The organism is Leclercia sp. LSNIH3 (assembly GCF_002935105.1).
Lineage (GTDB): Bacteria > Pseudomonadota > Gammaproteobacteria > Enterobacterales > Enterobacteriaceae > Enterobacter > Enterobacter adecarboxylatus.
The window spans coordinates 3,612,144-3,627,875 of the sequence record NZ_CP026387.1 but is presented as its reverse complement, the minus strand read 5'-3'; the positions used below and the strand labels follow the sequence as shown (position 1 = coordinate 3,627,875).

Annotated in this window: 15 protein-coding genes; 6 read left to right on the top strand and 9 right to left on the bottom strand. The window is 54.6% G+C overall.

What is annotated here, in order from left to right; translation table 11 throughout:
* Nucleotides 1-16: 16 nt before the first annotated feature.
* The 6 genes from lepA to rseD form a co-directional block, all read right to left on the bottom strand.
* Entirely contained in the window at nt 17-1,816 is a 1,800-nt protein-coding gene (gene lepA, locus C3F35_RS17625; RefSeq protein ID WP_032613179.1) for a translation elongation factor 4, read from the bottom strand.
* A 184-nt stretch (nt 1,817-2,000) separates the two neighbouring features.
* Nucleotides 2,001-2,477 (bottom strand): SoxR-reducing system protein RseC, encoded by a 477-nt coding sequence (gene rseC, locus C3F35_RS17620; RefSeq protein WP_059307387.1) that lies wholly within the window; start codon nt 2,475-2,477, stop codon nt 2,001-2,003.
* Nucleotides 2,474-3,427: a sigma-E factor regulatory protein RseB gene (rseB, locus tag C3F35_RS17615; protein ID WP_059307386.1), complete on the bottom strand. Its 954-nt coding sequence runs from the start codon at nt 3,425-3,427 to the stop codon at nt 2,474-2,476. Before rseB ends, rseC begins: the two co-directional genes overlap by 4 nt.
* Nucleotides 3,427-4,077, bottom strand: coding sequence for an anti-sigma-E factor RseA (rseA, locus tag C3F35_RS17610; RefSeq protein WP_032613185.1), 651 nt, complete (start codon nt 4,075-4,077; stop codon nt 3,427-3,429). Before rseA ends, rseB begins: the two co-directional genes overlap by 1 nt.
* A gap of 31 nt (nt 4,078-4,108) precedes the next feature.
* Nucleotides 4,109-4,684, bottom strand: a complete 576-nt coding sequence (gene rpoE / locus C3F35_RS17605) for an RNA polymerase sigma factor RpoE (protein ID WP_032613187.1) — start codon at nt 4,682-4,684, stop codon at nt 4,109-4,111.
* The gene (gene rseD / locus C3F35_RS27085; RefSeq protein ID WP_231313890.1) at nt 4,681-4,749 is read right to left on the bottom strand and encodes a rpoE leader peptide RseD; all 69 of its coding nucleotides are present in this window, start codon (nt 4,747-4,749) and stop codon (nt 4,681-4,683) included. The genes rpoE and rseD overlap by 4 nt, the downstream gene beginning before the upstream one ends.
* A gap of 356 nt (nt 4,750-5,105) precedes the next feature.
* On the opposite strand from rseD, the gene nadB reads away from it, so the two are divergent.
* Nucleotides 5,106-6,725, top strand: coding sequence for an L-aspartate oxidase (gene nadB / locus C3F35_RS17595; protein ID WP_103793081.1), 1,620 nt, complete (start codon nt 5,106-5,108; stop codon nt 6,723-6,725).
* Here the strand turns inward: nadB and trmN are convergent.
* A complete protein-coding gene (trmN, locus tag C3F35_RS17590; protein ID WP_103793082.1) occupies nt 6,710-7,447 on the bottom strand; it encodes a tRNA(1)(Val) (adenine(37)-N(6))-methyltransferase TrmN in 738 nt (245 codons plus the stop codon). The two genes, nadB and trmN, sit on opposite strands and share 16 nt — an antisense overlap.
* A gap of 132 nt (nt 7,448-7,579) precedes the next feature.
* On the opposite strand from trmN, the gene srmB reads away from it, so the two are divergent.
* Entirely contained in the window at nt 7,580-8,902 is a 1,323-nt protein-coding gene (srmB, locus tag C3F35_RS17585) for an ATP-dependent RNA helicase SrmB (RefSeq protein ID WP_032613193.1), read from the top strand.
* A gap of 56 nt (nt 8,903-8,958) precedes the next feature.
* On the opposite strand, the gene grcA is transcribed toward srmB, so the two are convergent.
* Nucleotides 8,959-9,342 carry an autonomous glycyl radical cofactor GrcA gene (gene grcA / locus C3F35_RS17580; RefSeq protein WP_032613195.1) on the bottom strand — a complete coding sequence of 128 codons (384 nt, stop codon included), beginning with the start codon at nt 9,340-9,342 and terminating at the stop codon, nt 8,959-8,961.
* 313 nt (nt 9,343-9,655) lie between these two features.
* Between grcA and ung the strand changes: the two genes are divergently transcribed.
* Nucleotides 9,656-10,345, top strand: coding sequence for a uracil-DNA glycosylase (ung, locus tag C3F35_RS17575; protein ID WP_032613197.1), 690 nt, complete (start codon nt 9,656-9,658; stop codon nt 10,343-10,345).
* A 104-nt stretch (nt 10,346-10,449) separates the two neighbouring features.
* Here the strand turns inward: ung and C3F35_RS17570 are convergent, their stop codons facing one another.
* Nucleotides 10,450-11,550: a tRNA/rRNA methyltransferase gene (locus C3F35_RS17570; protein WP_103793083.1), complete on the bottom strand. Its 1,101-nt coding sequence runs from the start codon at nt 11,548-11,550 to the stop codon at nt 10,450-10,452.
* A 206-nt stretch (nt 11,551-11,756) separates the two neighbouring features.
* Here C3F35_RS17570 and trxC point away from each other — a divergent pair, with 206 nt between their 5' ends.
* The 3 genes from trxC to C3F35_RS17550 all read left to right on the top strand — a co-directional run bounded on the left by trxC (nt 11,757) and on the right by C3F35_RS17550 (nt 15,646).
* Entirely contained in the window at nt 11,757-12,176 is a 420-nt protein-coding gene (gene trxC, locus C3F35_RS17560; RefSeq protein ID WP_103793084.1) for a thioredoxin TrxC, read from the top strand.
* A gap of 72 nt (nt 12,177-12,248) precedes the next feature.
* Nucleotides 12,249-12,947 (top strand): tRNA-uridine aminocarboxypropyltransferase, encoded by a 699-nt coding sequence (gene tapT, locus C3F35_RS17555; RefSeq protein ID WP_059307383.1) that lies wholly within the window; start codon nt 12,249-12,251, stop codon nt 12,945-12,947.
* Between the two features lie 35 nt (nt 12,948-12,982).
* Nucleotides 12,983-15,646 (top strand): bifunctional acetate--CoA ligase family protein/GNAT family N-acetyltransferase, encoded by a 2,664-nt coding sequence (locus tag C3F35_RS17550; protein WP_103793085.1) that lies wholly within the window; start codon nt 12,983-12,985, stop codon nt 15,644-15,646.
* Nucleotides 15,647-15,732 lie beyond the last annotated feature (86 nt).

Genomic DNA, 15,732 nt, shown 5'->3' with positions numbered 1-15,732 from the left:
CCAACTCCTTAAAGGATTATTTTCCGTCTTTACCCACGTGCAGAATGGCGAGGAACGCTTCCTGCGGCAGTTCGACGTTACCGACCTGCTTCATACGCTTCTTACCTTCTTTCTGCTTCTGGAGCAGCTTTTTCTTACGGCTGACGTCACCGCCATAGCATTTTGCCAGAACGTTTTTACGCAACTGTTTCACCGTCGAACGCGCGATGATGTGGTTGCCAATGGCTGCCTGAATCGCAATGTCGAACTGCTGGCGCGGAATGAGTTCTTTCATCTTCTCGACCAGTTCACGACCGCGATACGGAGCATTGTCGTTGTGGGTAATCAGTGCCAGCGCATCGACGCGCTCGCTGTTGATCAGCACGTCCACACGCACCATGTTAGAGGCCTGGAAGCGTTTGAAGTTGTAATCCAGCGACGCATAACCGCGGGAGGTGGACTTCAGGCGGTCAAAGAAGTCGAGCACCACTTCTGCCATCGGGATTTCGTAGGTCAGCGCAACCTGGTTACCGTGGTAAACCATGTTGGTCTGCACGCCGCGTTTTTCGATACAGAGCGTGATGACGTTACCCAGGAATTCCTGCGGCAGCAGCATATGACACTCTGCAATCGGCTCGCGCAGCTCATGAATATTGTTCAGCGGCGGCAGCTTGGATGGGCTGTCGACGTAGATAACCTCTTTCGAGGTGGTCTCAACTTCGTAAACTACCGTCGGCGCAGTGGTGATCAGGTCCAGATCGTACTCACGCTCCAGACGCTCCTGAATGATCTCCATGTGCAGCAGGCCGAGGAAGCCGCAGCGGAAGCCGAAGCCCAGCGCCGTGGAGCTTTCTGGCTCATAGAACAGGGAAGCATCGTTCAGGCTCAGTTTGCCGAGCGCGTCACGGAAGTTCTCGTAATCATCAGAGCTGACCGGGAACAGACCTGCGTAAACCTGTGGCTTCACCTTTTTGAAGCCTGGCAGCGCTTTATCTGCCGGGTTACGTGCCTGGGTCAGGGTATCGCCCACTGGCGCGCCGAGAATGTCTTTGATGGCACAAACCAGCCAGCCTACCTCGCCGCATTTCAGCTCGGTACGGTCAACCTGTTTTGGCGTGAAGATCCCCAGACGGTCAGCGTTATAGACCTGGCCGGTACTCATCACTTTGATTTTGTCGCCTTTGCGCATGGTGCCGTTTTTAATACGCACCAGCGAGACAACGCCGAGATAGTTATCGAACCAGGAGTCGATAATCAGCGCCTGCAACGGCGCATCGGCATCACCTTCCGGGGCCGGGATATCACGCACCAGACGTTCCAGCACGTCAGTTACACCCACGCCGGTTTTCGCCGAGCAGCGTACTGCGTCCGTCGCGTCGATACCGACGATATCTTCAATCTCTTCCGCTACGCGTTCAGGATCGGCGGCTGGCAGGTCGATTTTGTTCAGAACCGGCACAACCTCGAGATCCATTTCCATCGCGGTATAGCAGTTAGCCAGCGTCTGGGCTTCTACGCCCTGCCCGGCATCAACCACCAGCAGCGCGCCTTCGCAGGCCGCCAGCGAACGGGAAACTTCATAAGAGAAGTCAACGTGGCCTGGGGTGTCGATAAAGTTCAGCTGATAGGTTTCACCATCAGACGCTTTGTAGTCGAGCGTGACGCTCTGCGCTTTAATAGTAATGCCGCGTTCGCGTTCCAGGTCCATGGAGTCCAGTACCTGGGCTGCCATTTCACGATCAGACAGGCCACCGCAAATCTGGATAATACGGTCAGACAGCGTCGACTTACCGTGGTCAATGTGAGCAATGATCGAAAAGTTACGTATGTTCTTCATATAGTTAAATAATTATGCCTTACGAATTCCTGGAGGCCGCTGTTCTTAGCCTGACGTTTTTCAGTGCGAAAACGCAGCATTCTACACTACATCTCCTTCACCGGGAAATGCTCTTCCAGCAAGCTTAGCGTGAAGATTCAGCGTTTTCTTTTATGAGATGTAAATAAAGCAAAGCCCGGTGACATCACCGGGCTTCAGAAGAGAGCATTTCGACACGAAGCTGATCGGGGGGCAATCCAACACTGAGGATCACAGGCTGCCACGCTTCACGGACGGCAAGCCTGGATGAAAAGCCGCGGGCAAGTAAAAAGCCACCCACGCCACCCAGAGCTGCCCCGCACATTGCGGCAAGATCGGTACTGAACATAACCTGGAAGACGCCCCCCAGGGCAAACAGCCCCACCAGCGGCGAGAGGTAGACCAGCATGGCAGAACCCAGCAGGCTGCCTTCGGCGATCCCTAACTCGACTTTTTGTCCTGCAACCAGCGGCTCTTCGCTGGGCACACTAATGGTGTGTGACGTTTGCGGCCCGAGTTTATTAAGCACCCGGCTTCCGCAGCCGGCGCGGGAGGCACAGCTGTTACAGGATGCTTTGACGTCACAGCTAACCAGCGCGACACCCTCCTGCCATGAAACGACAGTTGCCCACTCTTTGATCATTGTGCGGCCCTGAATTTAATGCTGTCGGCGATGCGTTTAGCCGTTTGTGGCGGTAGCTCACCCACGACGGTGATCTCGGCGTTATCACGCACGGTGGTACTCACGGTACGGCGTCCGGTGCGCAGCATCTGATCGGCGCTGACCGCTGTTGCCCGGTTGACGTTAACCGAGAAGCTGAACAGACCGTCGGAGTAAAGACGGGATTCAACCGCGGTATCAATCGTCGGCAGCTGGCGTCGACTGCTGGAGACTTCACTAAAGCCCTGAGGGATCCAGTTTGGTGCCCAGTTGAAGCTGACAGGGTCGCCTGCCGGTACAGAAAGCAGCGGCGGCAGGTTGGCTTTTGCCAGATTCTGCATGCTGTTGCCAACCTGATCGTTAATGGTGAAGGCGATCACCCTGAACTGTTCCAGCGTCTCGCCATCCCGATCCAGCAGATCGACACGCATAGGCAGCCTGGTCTCAGCATCCATCCACACGATATAGCTGTAACGCGTTCCGTCTCTGGCGACCACGCGCAGCACTTCACAGAGCCGGTCAGCAATGCGGGTACGCCCTACGGAGATAAAGTCGTAGTAAGGAGCAAGCCGTTTGAAATCGGTATAGATGAGCGAAGGCAGCGAATCAACGATGTAATCGCCGTTCAGCGTAAAGGGTTCAAGACCCGGCTCAAAATAGCTGATTTCGTTGCCACGCTGCACGACTTCGCGGCGCGGACCATCCATCTGCAATAGCTGGGCAAGCGGCTGTTTATCAAGACGGGCATGGCGATAGCGTAACGACTCTACACCTTGCTTATTAATGCTGATAAAAGACAGCTCGTAGTTGAGTGACTGGCTGGCCTGGTTCATTTGCTGTAACAACGCCCCGGACGATACATCAGCCGAGGCGTTGACAGTGAAGAACAGGCTACCCGCCATCAGAGACATGGCGCACCAAAGTTGCTTCATTACTGCGATTGCGTTCCTAAAGTTTGGTTTCCAGGCACTTGCACAGCAGCCTGCTGGGTTTGTGCTTGCTCAAACTGAAGTTGTTCGGAATGCAGACGGCGCTGCAATTCGTAGTCCTGCAACATCGCATTGATGCGACGGCGTTGCTCTTGTACCTGCTGCTGCTGACCGGCGCCTGCCGATGCATCAGAAGGAATACCCAGGCTTACCGGGCTGGCTTTGCCCATCATCGGCAGCGTGTTAAACACTGGCGCTTCTGGTTGCTGGTTGACTTCAGATTGATTGTTATACTGCTGGACGCCAACAATAACTGCAAGCGATACGCACGCAGCGACGCCCATTTGCGTCAGTTGACTTGCCCAGGGACGCACTTTGTTCCAGAAAGGCATCTTCTGCCACTGGTGCGGTGCCGGTTGGGCTTCAGGAATCAGCGGAGTGGCTTGAGAAACAGGTTCATTCTCGATGGCAGCCATTACGCGAGCTGAGATATCGAAATGGAGAACGTCACTGGTATCACCGCGCAGGGTATCGCGGATGAGATGATAACTCTCCCAGGTTTTTTGCATCTCAGGAGAGCGAGAAAGCTCATTAAGCATCTCACTGTCCAGCGTTTCACCATCCATTAAAGCGGAAAGTTGTTCTTTCTGCATGCCTAATACCTTTTCCAGTATCCCGCTATCGTCAACGCCTGATTAGCGGTTGAACTTTATTATCAATAGCTTCTCGCGCACGAAAAATTCGTGAGCGAACCGTACCGACCGGGCAATCCATGATAGCGGCTATCTCTTCATAGCTCAGGCCATCTAACTCCCGCAACGTAATTGCCATGCGTAAATCTTCCGGGAGCGACTCGATGGTGCGAAAAACTATTTGTCTCAGTTCTTCTGACAACATTAAGTTCTCAGGGTTCGAAATTTCTTTTAACGCACCGCCGCTTTCAAAGTTTTCTGCGTCAATGGCGTCAACATCGCTTGAAGGCGGACGGCGGCCCTGAGCGACGAGGTAGTTCTTGGCGGTATTGACAGCAATACGATACAGCCAGGTATAAAAAGCACTATCTCCCCGGAAAGATTCCAGCGCGCGATAGGCCTTAATAAAAGATTCTTGTACGACATCAGGGACATCGCCTGACGGTACATAACGGGACACCAGACTCGCCACTTTATGCTGGTAGCGCACCACCAGTAAGTTAAAGGCTTTCTGATCTCCCTTCTGGACCCGTTCAACCAGAATCTGGTCCGTTAACTGCTCGCTCATCCGAGGTAATGTCTCCCCAAACCTAAAATCCACGCGTTATCGAAACGCCACTCCAAACACTGCACTGTGAGCAAGCAGTTGCTTTGAGGGTCTTTTTTTCAAAAAGTTCCGTCACGCCTTTGTTTTTGTTAATCGTGTCGCAGACTGTTCATTTTCTCTCATTATAAGTCTGATACCGAAACGCACCCAGTTTCTGATAAGAATTGGCATTTACCGCTTGCAGGGTACCGCAAGACTGGCTTTATTTCACCACAAAATCTGAAGCTAACGATCTGCTTCGCAAAATATTTCTGCTCTTTTTGTGCCTGCTTGCTCCTGGCGTGCTGTTTAGTCATTGCAACTAACCTTAAAAAAAACGTGCGATTCCTCGCATTCGGGTGCTATGCTGGCCAAACACTGTTTAGTAAATTAAACACACATCATGAACGCAATGACTGACCTCTCCTGTGACGTACTGATTATCGGCAGCGGTGCCGCTGGCCTTTCACTGGCGCTGCGACTCGCCTCACACCAGAAAGTGATTGTTCTCAGCAAGGGTCCCATCAATGAAGGCTCCACCTTCTATGCACAGGGCGGGATTGCCGCTGTGTTTGATGAAACGGACAGTATCGACTCCCACGTAGAAGATACCCTGATTGCCGGTGGCGGTATCGTGGATAAGCACGCCGCTGAGTTTGTCGCCAGTAATGCCCGACATTGCGTTCAGTGGCTTATCGATCAGGGTGTGTTGTTTGATACCCACGTCCAGCCCAACGGTGAAGAGAGTTATCACCTGACGCGGGAAGGTGGTCATAGCCATCGCCGTATCCTGCACGCTGCGGACGCCACCGGTAAAGAGGTGGAAACGACACTGGTCAGCCAGGCGTTGAGCCATCCGAATATCCAGGTGCTGGAACGCAGCAATGCGGTAGACTTGATCATTTCCGACAAGATTGGTCTGCCAGGTACGCGCCGCGTCGTGGGTGCCTGGGTCTGGAACCGTAATAAAGAGACGGTAGAAACCTGCCGGGCCAAATCGGTGGTACTGGCGACAGGCGGTGCTTCCAAGGTGTACCAGTACACCACTAACCCCGATATCTCTTCAGGCGACGGGATTGCCATGGCCTGGCGTGCAGGCTGTCGTGTGGCCAATCTGGAATTTAATCAGTTCCACCCCACCGCATTATTCCACCCGCAGGCCCGCAATTTCCTGCTGACTGAAGCCCTGCGCGGTGAAGGCGCGCATCTGAAGCGCCCGGATGGCACACGCTTTATGCCGGACTTCGACGAGCGCGGCGAGTTGGCCCCGCGTGATGTCGTGGCCCGCGCTATCGATCACGAAATGAAACGCCTGGGCGTGGATTGCATGTATCTGGATATCAGCCACAAACCCGCAGAATTTGTGCGTCAGCACTTCCCGACCATCTATGAAAAATTGCTGGGGTTAGGCATCGACATCACCAAAGAGCCGATGCCTGTGGTGCCCGCGGCCCACTATACCTGCGGTGGAGTAATGGTGGACGATCATGGCCGCACCGACGTCGACGGCCTGTATGCGATCGGCGAAGTGAGTTATACCGGCCTGCATGGTGCCAACCGTATGGCCTCTAACTCGCTGCTGGAGTGTCTGGTCTATGGCTGGTCGGCGGCAGAAGATATTACCAAGCGCATGCCTTACGCCCGTCAGGCAGAAAATCTGCCCGCCTGGGATGAAAGCCGCGTGGAAAACCCGGATGAACTGGTGGTGATCCAGCATAACTGGCACGAGCTGCGCCTCTTTATGTGGGATTACGTGGGGATTGTACGCACCACCAAGCGGCTGGAGCGCGCCCTGCGTCGCATTACCATGTTACAGCAGGAGATTGACGAGTATTACGCTCACTTCCGCGTGTCAAACAATCTGCTGGAGCTGCGTAATCTGGTTCAGGTGGCGGAGCTGATTGTGCGTTGCGCAATGATGCGTAAAGAGAGCCGCGGGCTGCATTATACGCTCGACTACCCGGAACAACTTGAGCACTCCGGGCCGTCCGTGCTCTCTCCTCTGGCTCACATAAACAGATAGAACGGGTGGGTCAGCGCCGTGTAATCCTCGGAATAACGCTGATCTGGCCCGCGGATCACCAGCCTGTCGCTGAAGCATTCCCCTTCTTTCGGCGACAGCGCCACCAGAACCCGGTGCGGTAACCTGCCGTCCGTGTCAGCAATGTCGGTGCGCAGACGTAAATACCAGCCCATTTCCAGTGCGTTATTGATTAGCGCACTGCCTGCGCTTTCCGGTAATACCACGCAGAAAAAACCCTCTTCGGTGATCAACGCCGCCGCACAGGCTAATAGCGCACCGTGATCGAGCGAGCCGGTTGAACGAGCCTGGTCGCGCTCGGGCGTTGCGCACCCGACGCCGGGTTCATAATAAGGAGGATTACTGACAATTAAATCATAGCGAGCCGTTTGCTCTGGTGCCCAGGTAAGAACATCCGCACAATGGAGTGCAATGCGAGAGGCCCAGGGGGATTCAGCCACGTTTTCTGCTGCCTGTGCGGCCGCACGAGGATCCAGCTCTACCGCATCAAGCGTGGTTGACGGCTCGGTGCGCTGCGCCAGCATGAGGGCTAATAACCCGCTGCCGCTGCCAATATCAAGGATACGTTTAACGCCTGCAACCGGTGCCCATGCCCCCAGTAAAATGCCATCGGTGCCGACTTTCATTGCACAGCGGTCGTGAGCGACAAAGAACTGCTTAAAGGTAAAACCATCGCGGCGCAACTGCGCTTTGAGTTGAGACATGTCAGAGCAACCTTCAAAATGAAACGGGAGTAGCATAGGGGAAAGCGTAACGACGGAAAAGGGATATCCACACAAACAGATGAAGATTGCAGCCATAACGTCTATAATCAGCGCCCCACACAGAGGTAGAACATGACTGTAACGACTTTTTCCGAACTTGAACTCGACGAAAGCCTTCTGGAAGCCCTCCAGAATAAAGGCTTCACACGCCCGACTGCCATCCAGGCGGCAGCCATTCCGCCTGCGTTAGAAGGCCGCGACGTACTCGGTTCAGCGCCGACAGGCACCGGTAAAACGGCGGCGTACCTGCTGCCTGTCTTGCAGCATCTGATTGATTTCCCCCGCAAGAAATCCGGTCCACCGCGTATCCTTATTCTGACCCCAACACGTGAGTTAGCCGTTCAGGTTGCGGAGCATGCGCGTGAACTGGCCGCCAATACCCATCTGGATATTGCGACCATCACCGGTGGCGTAGCCTATATGAACCACGCCGAAGTGTTCAGTGAGAACCAGGATATCGTGGTCGCCACCACCGGGCGTTTGATGCAGTACATCAAAGAAGAAAACTTTGATTGCCGTGCTGTTGAAACGCTGATTCTGGATGAAGCGGATCGCATGCTGGAGCTGGGCTTCGCGCAGGATATTGAACACATCGCAGGCGAAACCCGCTGGCGCAAACAGACCATGCTGTTTTCTGCCACGCTTGAAGGCGATGCGATTAAAGACTTTGCTGAGCGTCTGCTTAACGATCCGGCAGAAGTTTCTGCCACGCCGTCCACGCGCGAGCGCAAAAAAATTCACCAGTGGTATTACCGTGCTGATAACTACGAGCATAAGCTCGAGTTGCTTAAACATCTGTTAAAACAAGATGACACGACCCGTACCATCGTCTTTGTACGTAAACGCGAACGTGTGCACGAACTGGCTGAACAACTTCGCGCCGCGGGCATTAACAACTGTTATCTCGAAGGTGAGATGGCGCAGATTAAACGTACCGAAGGGATTAAACGCCTGACCGAAGGTCGCGTGAATGTCTTGATTGCCACGGACGTGGCAGCGCGTGGTATCGACATTCCTGAAGTGAGCCATGTGATTAACTTCGACATGCCGCGCAGCGGAGATGTTTACCTTCACCGTATCGGTCGTACCGGGCGTGCAGGCCTTAAAGGCACCGCGATTTCTCTGGTTGAGGCGCATGACTATCTGCTGCTGCAGAAAGTGGGTCGCTACATCGAAGAGCCGGTGAAAGCGCGCGTGATTGACGAACTGCGCCCTACTACGCGCCCACCAAGCGAAAAAATGACGGGTAAACCGTCGAAGAAAGTTCTCGCCAAGCGCGCAGAGAAAAAAGAGAAAGAAAAAGAGAAACCGCGTGTGAAGCAACGCCACCGTGATGCCAAAAACATTGGTAAACGTCGCAAGCCAAGTGGCAGTGAACCTGCTTCACAGAAATAAGCGTAAAAAAACGCCGGGGTTAACCCGGCGTTTTTGTATCTATTCTCTGGCAGCAATTACAGGCTGGCGGTGAAGGTACGCGCAATGACGTCACGCTGCTGTTCTGCAGTCAGTGAGTTAAAGCGAACGGCATAACCAGATACACGAATGGTCAGCTGTGGATATTTTTCAGGATGCTTAACGGCATCTTCCAGTGTTTCGCGACGCAGCACGTTAACGTTCAGATGCTGACCGCCTTCAACGCGCACTTCCGGTTTGATTTCCATTGGAATTTCGCGGTACTCAATCTCACCCAGTTTATTAACCGGAACAACTTCATCTTCTGCAAAGCCTGCTTTTGCACATACGCAGCGCGCTTCGCCTTTTTCGCTGTCCAGCAGCCAGAAAGAGTTCAGCAGGTCGTCGTTTGCAGCTTTAGTAATCTGGATACCAGTAATCATGTAATGTCTCCCTTAAACTACACTATTGGGTGTTGCCCATTGTTTAGGGCAATTGGTAAAACCATTGTTGCTTGAGTGTATATATATCAGTCAAACCCTCGTCATTCATTGACGTAAATCAATAAAAACCACATCGACAGAAGGGCTATCAAGGAAGATTATTGTTTTATATCAATTTTCTCTAAAGCCAGCCTTCAAAAGAATTCGTAATTTTTTAAATATTTTTCATTAAGATGCCCTTTTACTCCGGCAATTTTGCTCCCTCGTCATAACCAGTTAAGCTAGGAGCAGATAAAATTCGCAGGAGAGCGAGATGACAACACCTTTAACCTGGCATGACGTACTGGCCGATGAGAAAAAACAACCTTATTTCGTCAATACGCTGAACACGGTTGCCGCCGAACGTCAGGACGGCATCACCATCTATCCGCCACAGAAAGACGTATTTAACGCCTTTCGTTTTACCGAACTGGCCGATGTCAAAGTGGTAATTCTTGGCCAGGATCCCTATCACGGGCCGGGCCAGGCGCACGGTCTGGCCTTTTCCGTACGTCCGGGCGTTGCAACTCCCCCTTCCCTGCTGAATATGTATAAGGAGCTGGAAGCCTCGGTGCCTGGTTTTACCCGCCCTGCACACGGCTATCTGGAAAGCTGGGCGCGCCAGGGCGTGCTGCTGCTGAACACGGTGCTGACGGTACGCGCCGGGCAGGCACACTCCCATGCCAGCCTGGGCTGGGAGACGTTTACGGATAAAGTTATCAGCCTGATTAACCAACATCGGGAAGGGGTTGTGTTTTTACTGTGGGGGTCGCACGCGCAGAAGAAAGGGGCGATCATTGATACCCAGCGCCATCATGTGCTGAAAGCACCGCACCCGTCGCCGCTGTCAGCGCACCGCGGCTTTTTTGGCTGCAATCATTTCGTGCTGGCAAATGAATGGCTGGAGAAACAGGGCGAAACGCCAATTAACTGGATGCCAGAGTTACCGGCTGAAAGCGAATAGACTGGATAAACAGAGCAGATATGCAGGCCCGGTAAACATAGCGCCACCGGGCCTAATGCCGGGTGGCGGCTTCGCCTTACCCGGCCTACAAAAACAGAGCGGGATTACGCTTTGTTCTGACGCCACCACTCCGCCAGCAGAACGCCGGTCGCAACGGATACGTTAAGGCTTTCGACATTGCCGGTGCCATCGATAGAGACGCTCAGATCGGCGCTGGACAGTGCCGCATCAGACAGACCATCACGCTCCTGACCCAGCAACAGCACCATTTTACGCGGCAGCGTCGCCTTAAACAGCGGGGTGGTGCCTTTGTGGCTGGAGGTAGTCACAATGGAATAGCCCGCTTTACGGAACTGTTCAATCGCGTCCAACACGCTCTCGCCAGTGATCGGCTGAACGTGTTCCGCGCCGCCTTCCGCGGTACGGATTGCCGCACCGGATTCCAGCAGAGCCGCATCCTGCAACAGTACCCCTTTCACGCCGAAATGGGCGCAGCTGCGCATCATCGCGCCGAGGTTGTGCGGGTTGCCCACGTCTTCCATCGCCAGTACGCAGTCATCTTCCGCTGCCTGGCTAACCCACTGCTTAACGGTCATCCCGTTACGTTTCTTAATCAGGAAGCAAACGCCACCGTGGTGTTCGGTGCCAGACGCTTTGGTAATCTCTGCATCATCTACCACGTGGTAGGCTTTGCGATTGGCGGCCATCCAGCGCAGTGCCTCTTTGAAACGCGGCGTGACGCTCTGGATGAACCAGGCGCGCACGATGCTGTCAGGACGGCTCTGGAACAGGGCCTGACAGGCGTTCTCACCGTAGACACGCGTCTCTTCCGCGCGTTGACGGCGGATGACTTCTGGATCAATCACCGTTTTACCGGCCATGCTGCCGTGATCGACAGGGGTCTTCGACTCATCGCCCGGCGCGCGGGAAACGGTACGCCACGGGGAAGCGTCGCGGTTAAAGTCGTCGCGTTTGAAATCATCACGCTTACGGTCGTCACGTTTACGATCGTCGCGTTTGCGGTCATCACCGCGGCTGTTTCTCTCATCGCGGGCGGGGCGACGGCCACCGTCTGCACGAGATGGCCCTGGACGCCCGCCACCTTTTCCGGTACGCGGATTTTCGGTGCGTTTATCAGAGTCATCATCACTGCGGACATACATCACTTTGACCTTGCCGCTTTTGTTTTTCAGTTCGTCGTTCATGCTTTTCTCCACCAGCGCTGCGCGAAGCGCGCAGATTACCCGATGTACCCGCGCATAGCCATTACTTCGTATAAAAGCCTGTGACTATTGTTCTCATTGAATAAAACGCATTGTTGTTTCAAACAGGGTCGCTGATAATATGTAACATATTGGAAACATAACCGGCATGTTGCCGATTTGTCCCCCTGCTCTACCTGAGGTTAGTTATGAATACCGTATGTGCCAACTGCCAGGCTCTTAACCGCATTCCAGAGAATCGAATTGATGATGGAGCAAAATGCGGACGCTGCGGTCATGAATTGTTCGATGGTGATGTCATTAATGCTACCGGTGCAACTCTGGATAAACTGCTGAAGGACGATCTGCCGGTAGTGGTCGATTTCTGGGCGCCCTGGTGCGGCCCGTGCCGCAATTTTGCGCCGATCTTTGAAGATGTCGCAGAAGAGCGTAACGGCAAAATGCGTTTTGTGAAAGTGAACACCGAGGCTGAACGTGAGCTGAGCGCACGCTTCCGCATTCGCAGTATTCCAACCATCATGATTTTCAAGAATGGTGAGGTGGTCGATATGTTGAACGGCGCAGTGCCAAAAGCCCCGTTTGACAGCTGGCTGAACGACTCCCTCTGATATTCCGGGGCACGTAACTTGTGCCCCGCTCTCGCCTCTGCGAGAATGGCGTTTTTTCTGCGCTCTCCCCCCATGACTGATAACGCCGTACTGCAATTGCGCGCCGAACGCCTGGCGCGTGCGACTCGTCCTTTCCTTGCCCGTGGTAACCGCATTCGTCGCTGTCAGCGCTGCCTGCTGCCGCTTAAGCAGTGCCTGTGCGCTACGCTGACACCCAGCGAGGCTAAAAGCCGTTTCTGTCTGGTAATGTTTGATACGGAACCGATGAAGCCCAGCAATACTGGCCGACTCATCGCCGATATTTTACCGGATACCGCTGCTTTCCAGTGGTCTCGCACCGAACCGCCGCAGGCACTGCTGGATTTGGTCGCCAGCCCGGATTATCAGCCGATGGTGGTGTTCCCGGCGTCTTATGCCGGAGAAACGCGTGAAGTGCTTACCGTTCCCCCTTCCGGCAAGCCCCCGCTGTTTATTATGCTGGACGGCACCTGGACCGAAGCGCGTAAGATGTTCCGTAAGAGTCCTTATCTGGATGCCCTGCCGGTAATCTCGGTCGATCTGTCACGTGTTTCTTCTTATCGCCTGCGTGAAGCCCACGCTGACGGCCAATACTGCACAGCCGAAGTGGCGATTGCGCTACTGGATCTGGCGGGCGATACCCTGGCAGCCAGTGCGCTTGGTGGCCATTTTTCCTGTTTTCGCGAACGCTATCTCGCAGGAAAAACCACTCATAAGGGAAGCATCACAGCAACAGAGCCGGAAAGCGTTTAAAATCATCAGGTCACTCGCCTTTTCAGGAGACTTGTATGAGCCAGCGCGGGTTAGAAGCATTACTCCGCCCTAAATCCATCGCCGTCATCGGCGCGTCGATGAAACCCGAACGCGCCGGTTACCTGATGATGCGGAACCTGCTCGCAGGCGGTTTCAACGGCCCAATTCTGCCGGTAACGCCTGCTTATAAAGCCGTGCTGGGCGTCCTGGCCTGGCCAGACGTGGACAGCCTGCCCTTTATCCCCGATCTCGCGGTGCTTTGTACTCATGCCCGACGCAATATCACGCTGCTTGAGGCGCTGGGTAAAAAGGGCTGTAAAACCTGCATCATTCTCTCCTCACCTCCTGAACAACAGACGGCGCTTCTGGCCTGCGCGGCGCGATTCCAGATGCGACTGCTGGGGCCAAACAGCCTTGGCCTGCTGGCGCCCTGGCAGGGGCTGAACGCCAGTTTCTCGCCTGTTCCAATACGTAAAGGCAAGCTGGCCTTTATCTCGCAGTCGGCGGCGGTCTCCAATACGATTCTCGACTGGGCACAGCAGCGTGAGATGGGGTTCTCCTACTTTATCGCCCTGGGCGATGGGCTGGACATCGATGTCGACGAGCTGCTGGATTTTCTGGCACGCGATACCAAAACCAGTGCCATCCTGCTCTATCTTGAGCATCTGAGCGATGCCCGACGCTTTGTTTCGGCGGCCCGTAGTGCCTCGCGCAATAAACCGATCCTGGTGATCAAAAGCGGTCGTAGCCCGGCCGCCCAGCGTCTTCTGCACTCGCATTCCGGGATGGACCCCGCCTGGGATGCCGCCATCCAGCGTGCCGGTTTACTGCGCGTTCAGGATACCCATGAACTCTTTTCGGCTGTCGAAACGCTCAGCCATATGCGTCCGCTCCGGGGTGAACGGCTGATGATCATCAGCAACGGTGCCGCCCCCGCCGCGCTGGCGTTGGATGAACTCTGGCTGCGTAACGGCAAGCTGGCCGCGCTCAGTGAAGAGACGCTCCAGCGCCTGCGTGAGGCGCTGCCTCCTGGCGTAGAGCCGGGTAATCCACTCGATTTGCGTGACGATGCCAGCAGCGATCGCTATATCAGCGCCCTGAACATTCTGCTGGAGAGCCAGGATTTTGATGCCCTGATGGTTATTCACTCTCCGAGCGCCGTCGCGCCAGGGAGTGAAAGTGCCCGTTCGCTGATTGAAACTGTGAAAAAGCATCCGCGTGGTAAATACGTTTCGCTTTTGACCAACTGGTGCGGTGAGTTTTCCTCTCAGGAGGCACGCCGCCTGTTCAGCGAGGCAGGGCTACCGACATACCGCACACCGGAAGGCACCATCACCGCCTTTATGCACATGGTGGAGTACCGACGTAACCAGAAACAGCTGCGGGAAACCCCTGCGCTCCCCGGAAATCTGACGGCCAATACCGGTAATGCTCGTGCCCTGCTGCAACGCGCCATTGATGATGGGGCGCGTACACTGGACACCCACGAGGTGCAGCCGATCCTGAATGCTTTCGGCATGCATACCCTGCCGACCTGGATCGCCAGTGACAGTGCGGAAGCGGTGCATATTGCCGAGCAGATTGGTTATCCGGTGGCGCTAAAACTCCGCTCCCCCGATATCCCCCATAAGTCAGAAGTTCAGGGGGTAATGCTGTATCTGCGCACCGCGGCGGAAGTTCAACAGGCGGCAGATGCCATCATCGATCGCGTCAAAATGACCTGGCCCCAGGCGCGGATCCACGGCCTGCTGGTGCAAAGCATGGCCAACCGCGCGGGGGCACAGGAGTTACGGGTGGTGGTTGAACACGATCCGGTCTTTGGTCCACTGATCATGCTGGGCGAAGGGGGCGTTGAGTGGCGTCCTGAAGAGCAGGCGGTGGTTGCCCTGCCTCCGCTGAACATGAACCTGGCGCGCTACCTGGTGATCCAGGGGATCAAGAGCAAGAAGATCCGCGGGCGTAGTGCCTTGCGATCGCTGGATATCGCTGCTCTGAGCCAGTTCCTGGTGCAGGTATCGAACCTGATCATCGACAGCCCGGAAATACAGCGTCTGGACATTCATCCTTTACTGGCCTCCGGCAGCGAACTGACGGCCCTGGACGTGACGATGGACGTGGCAGCCTTTACTGGCGATCGTGAAAGCCGACTCGCGATCCGTCCTTACCCTCATCAGCTTGAAGAATGGGTGGAGATGAAAAATGGCGAGCAGTCGCTGTTTCGTCCCATCCTTCCTGAAGATGAACCCCAGCTACAGCGCTTTATTGCCCAGGTGACAAAAGAAGATCTTTACTATCGCTACTTTAGTGAAATCAACGAATTTACCCACGAAGATTTAGCCAATATGACGCAGATCGACTACGATCGGGAAATGGCTTTTGTTGCCGTCCGCCGCACTGATGAGGGTGATGAGATCCTTGGCGTCACGCGTGCTATCTCCGATCCTGATAACGTCGATGCGGAATTTGCAGTACTTGTTCGCTCCGATCTAAAAGGCCTCGGGCTAGGCAGACGGTTACTGGAAAAGCTGATCGGTTATACGCGCGATCACGGACTTATCCGTCTCAATGGCATTACTATGCCTAACAATCGTGGCATGATCGCCCTGGCGCGAAAATTAGGCTTTACTGTTGATGTTCAGCTGGAAGATGGCATTGTGGGGCTGACGCTGGCGCTGATGTCGACTGGTAAACAAGAGTAAGGTACTGGAAATGTTGACCACTTTAAACGGCACTGGTGGTATGATTGCCCGCTTCTGTTGGCTGCATAGCCCATATAATCCTTCAA

Excerpts from the sequence above, each read along its gene's own strand:
- lepA (WP_032613179.1), bottom strand. The coding sequence starts at position 1,816 with ATGAAGAACATACGTAACTTTTCGATCATTGCTCACATTGACCACGGT.
- rseC (WP_059307387.1), bottom strand. The coding sequence starts at position 2,477 with ATGATCAAAGAGTGGGCAACTGTCGTTTCATGGCAGGAGGGTGTCGCG.
- rseB (WP_059307386.1), bottom strand. The coding sequence starts at position 3,427 with ATGAAGCAACTTTGGTGCGCCATGTCTCTGATGGCGGGTAGCCTGTTC.
- rseA (WP_032613185.1), bottom strand. The coding sequence starts at position 4,077 with ATGCAGAAAGAACAACTTTCCGCTTTAATGGATGGTGAAACGCTGGAC.
- rpoE (WP_032613187.1), bottom strand. The coding sequence starts at position 4,684 with ATGAGCGAGCAGTTAACGGACCAGATTCTGGTTGAACGGGTCCAGAAG.
- nadB (WP_103793081.1), top strand. The coding sequence starts at position 5,106 with ATGAACGCAATGACTGACCTCTCCTGTGACGTACTGATTATCGGCAGC.
- trmN (WP_103793082.1), bottom strand. The coding sequence starts at position 7,447 with ATGTCTCAACTCAAAGCGCAGTTGCGCCGCGATGGTTTTACCTTTAAG.
- srmB (WP_032613193.1), top strand. The coding sequence starts at position 7,580 with ATGACTGTAACGACTTTTTCCGAACTTGAACTCGACGAAAGCCTTCTG.
- grcA (WP_032613195.1), bottom strand. The coding sequence starts at position 9,342 with ATGATTACTGGTATCCAGATTACTAAAGCTGCAAACGACGACCTGCTG.
- ung (WP_032613197.1), top strand. The coding sequence starts at position 9,656 with ATGACAACACCTTTAACCTGGCATGACGTACTGGCCGATGAGAAAAAA.
- C3F35_RS17570 (WP_103793083.1), bottom strand. The coding sequence starts at position 11,550 with ATGAACGACGAACTGAAAAACAAAAGCGGCAAGGTCAAAGTGATGTAT.
- trxC (WP_103793084.1), top strand. The coding sequence starts at position 11,757 with ATGAATACCGTATGTGCCAACTGCCAGGCTCTTAACCGCATTCCAGAG.
- tapT (WP_059307383.1), top strand. The coding sequence starts at position 12,249 with ATGACTGATAACGCCGTACTGCAATTGCGCGCCGAACGCCTGGCGCGT.
- C3F35_RS17550 (WP_103793085.1), top strand. The coding sequence starts at position 12,983 with ATGAGCCAGCGCGGGTTAGAAGCATTACTCCGCCCTAAATCCATCGCC.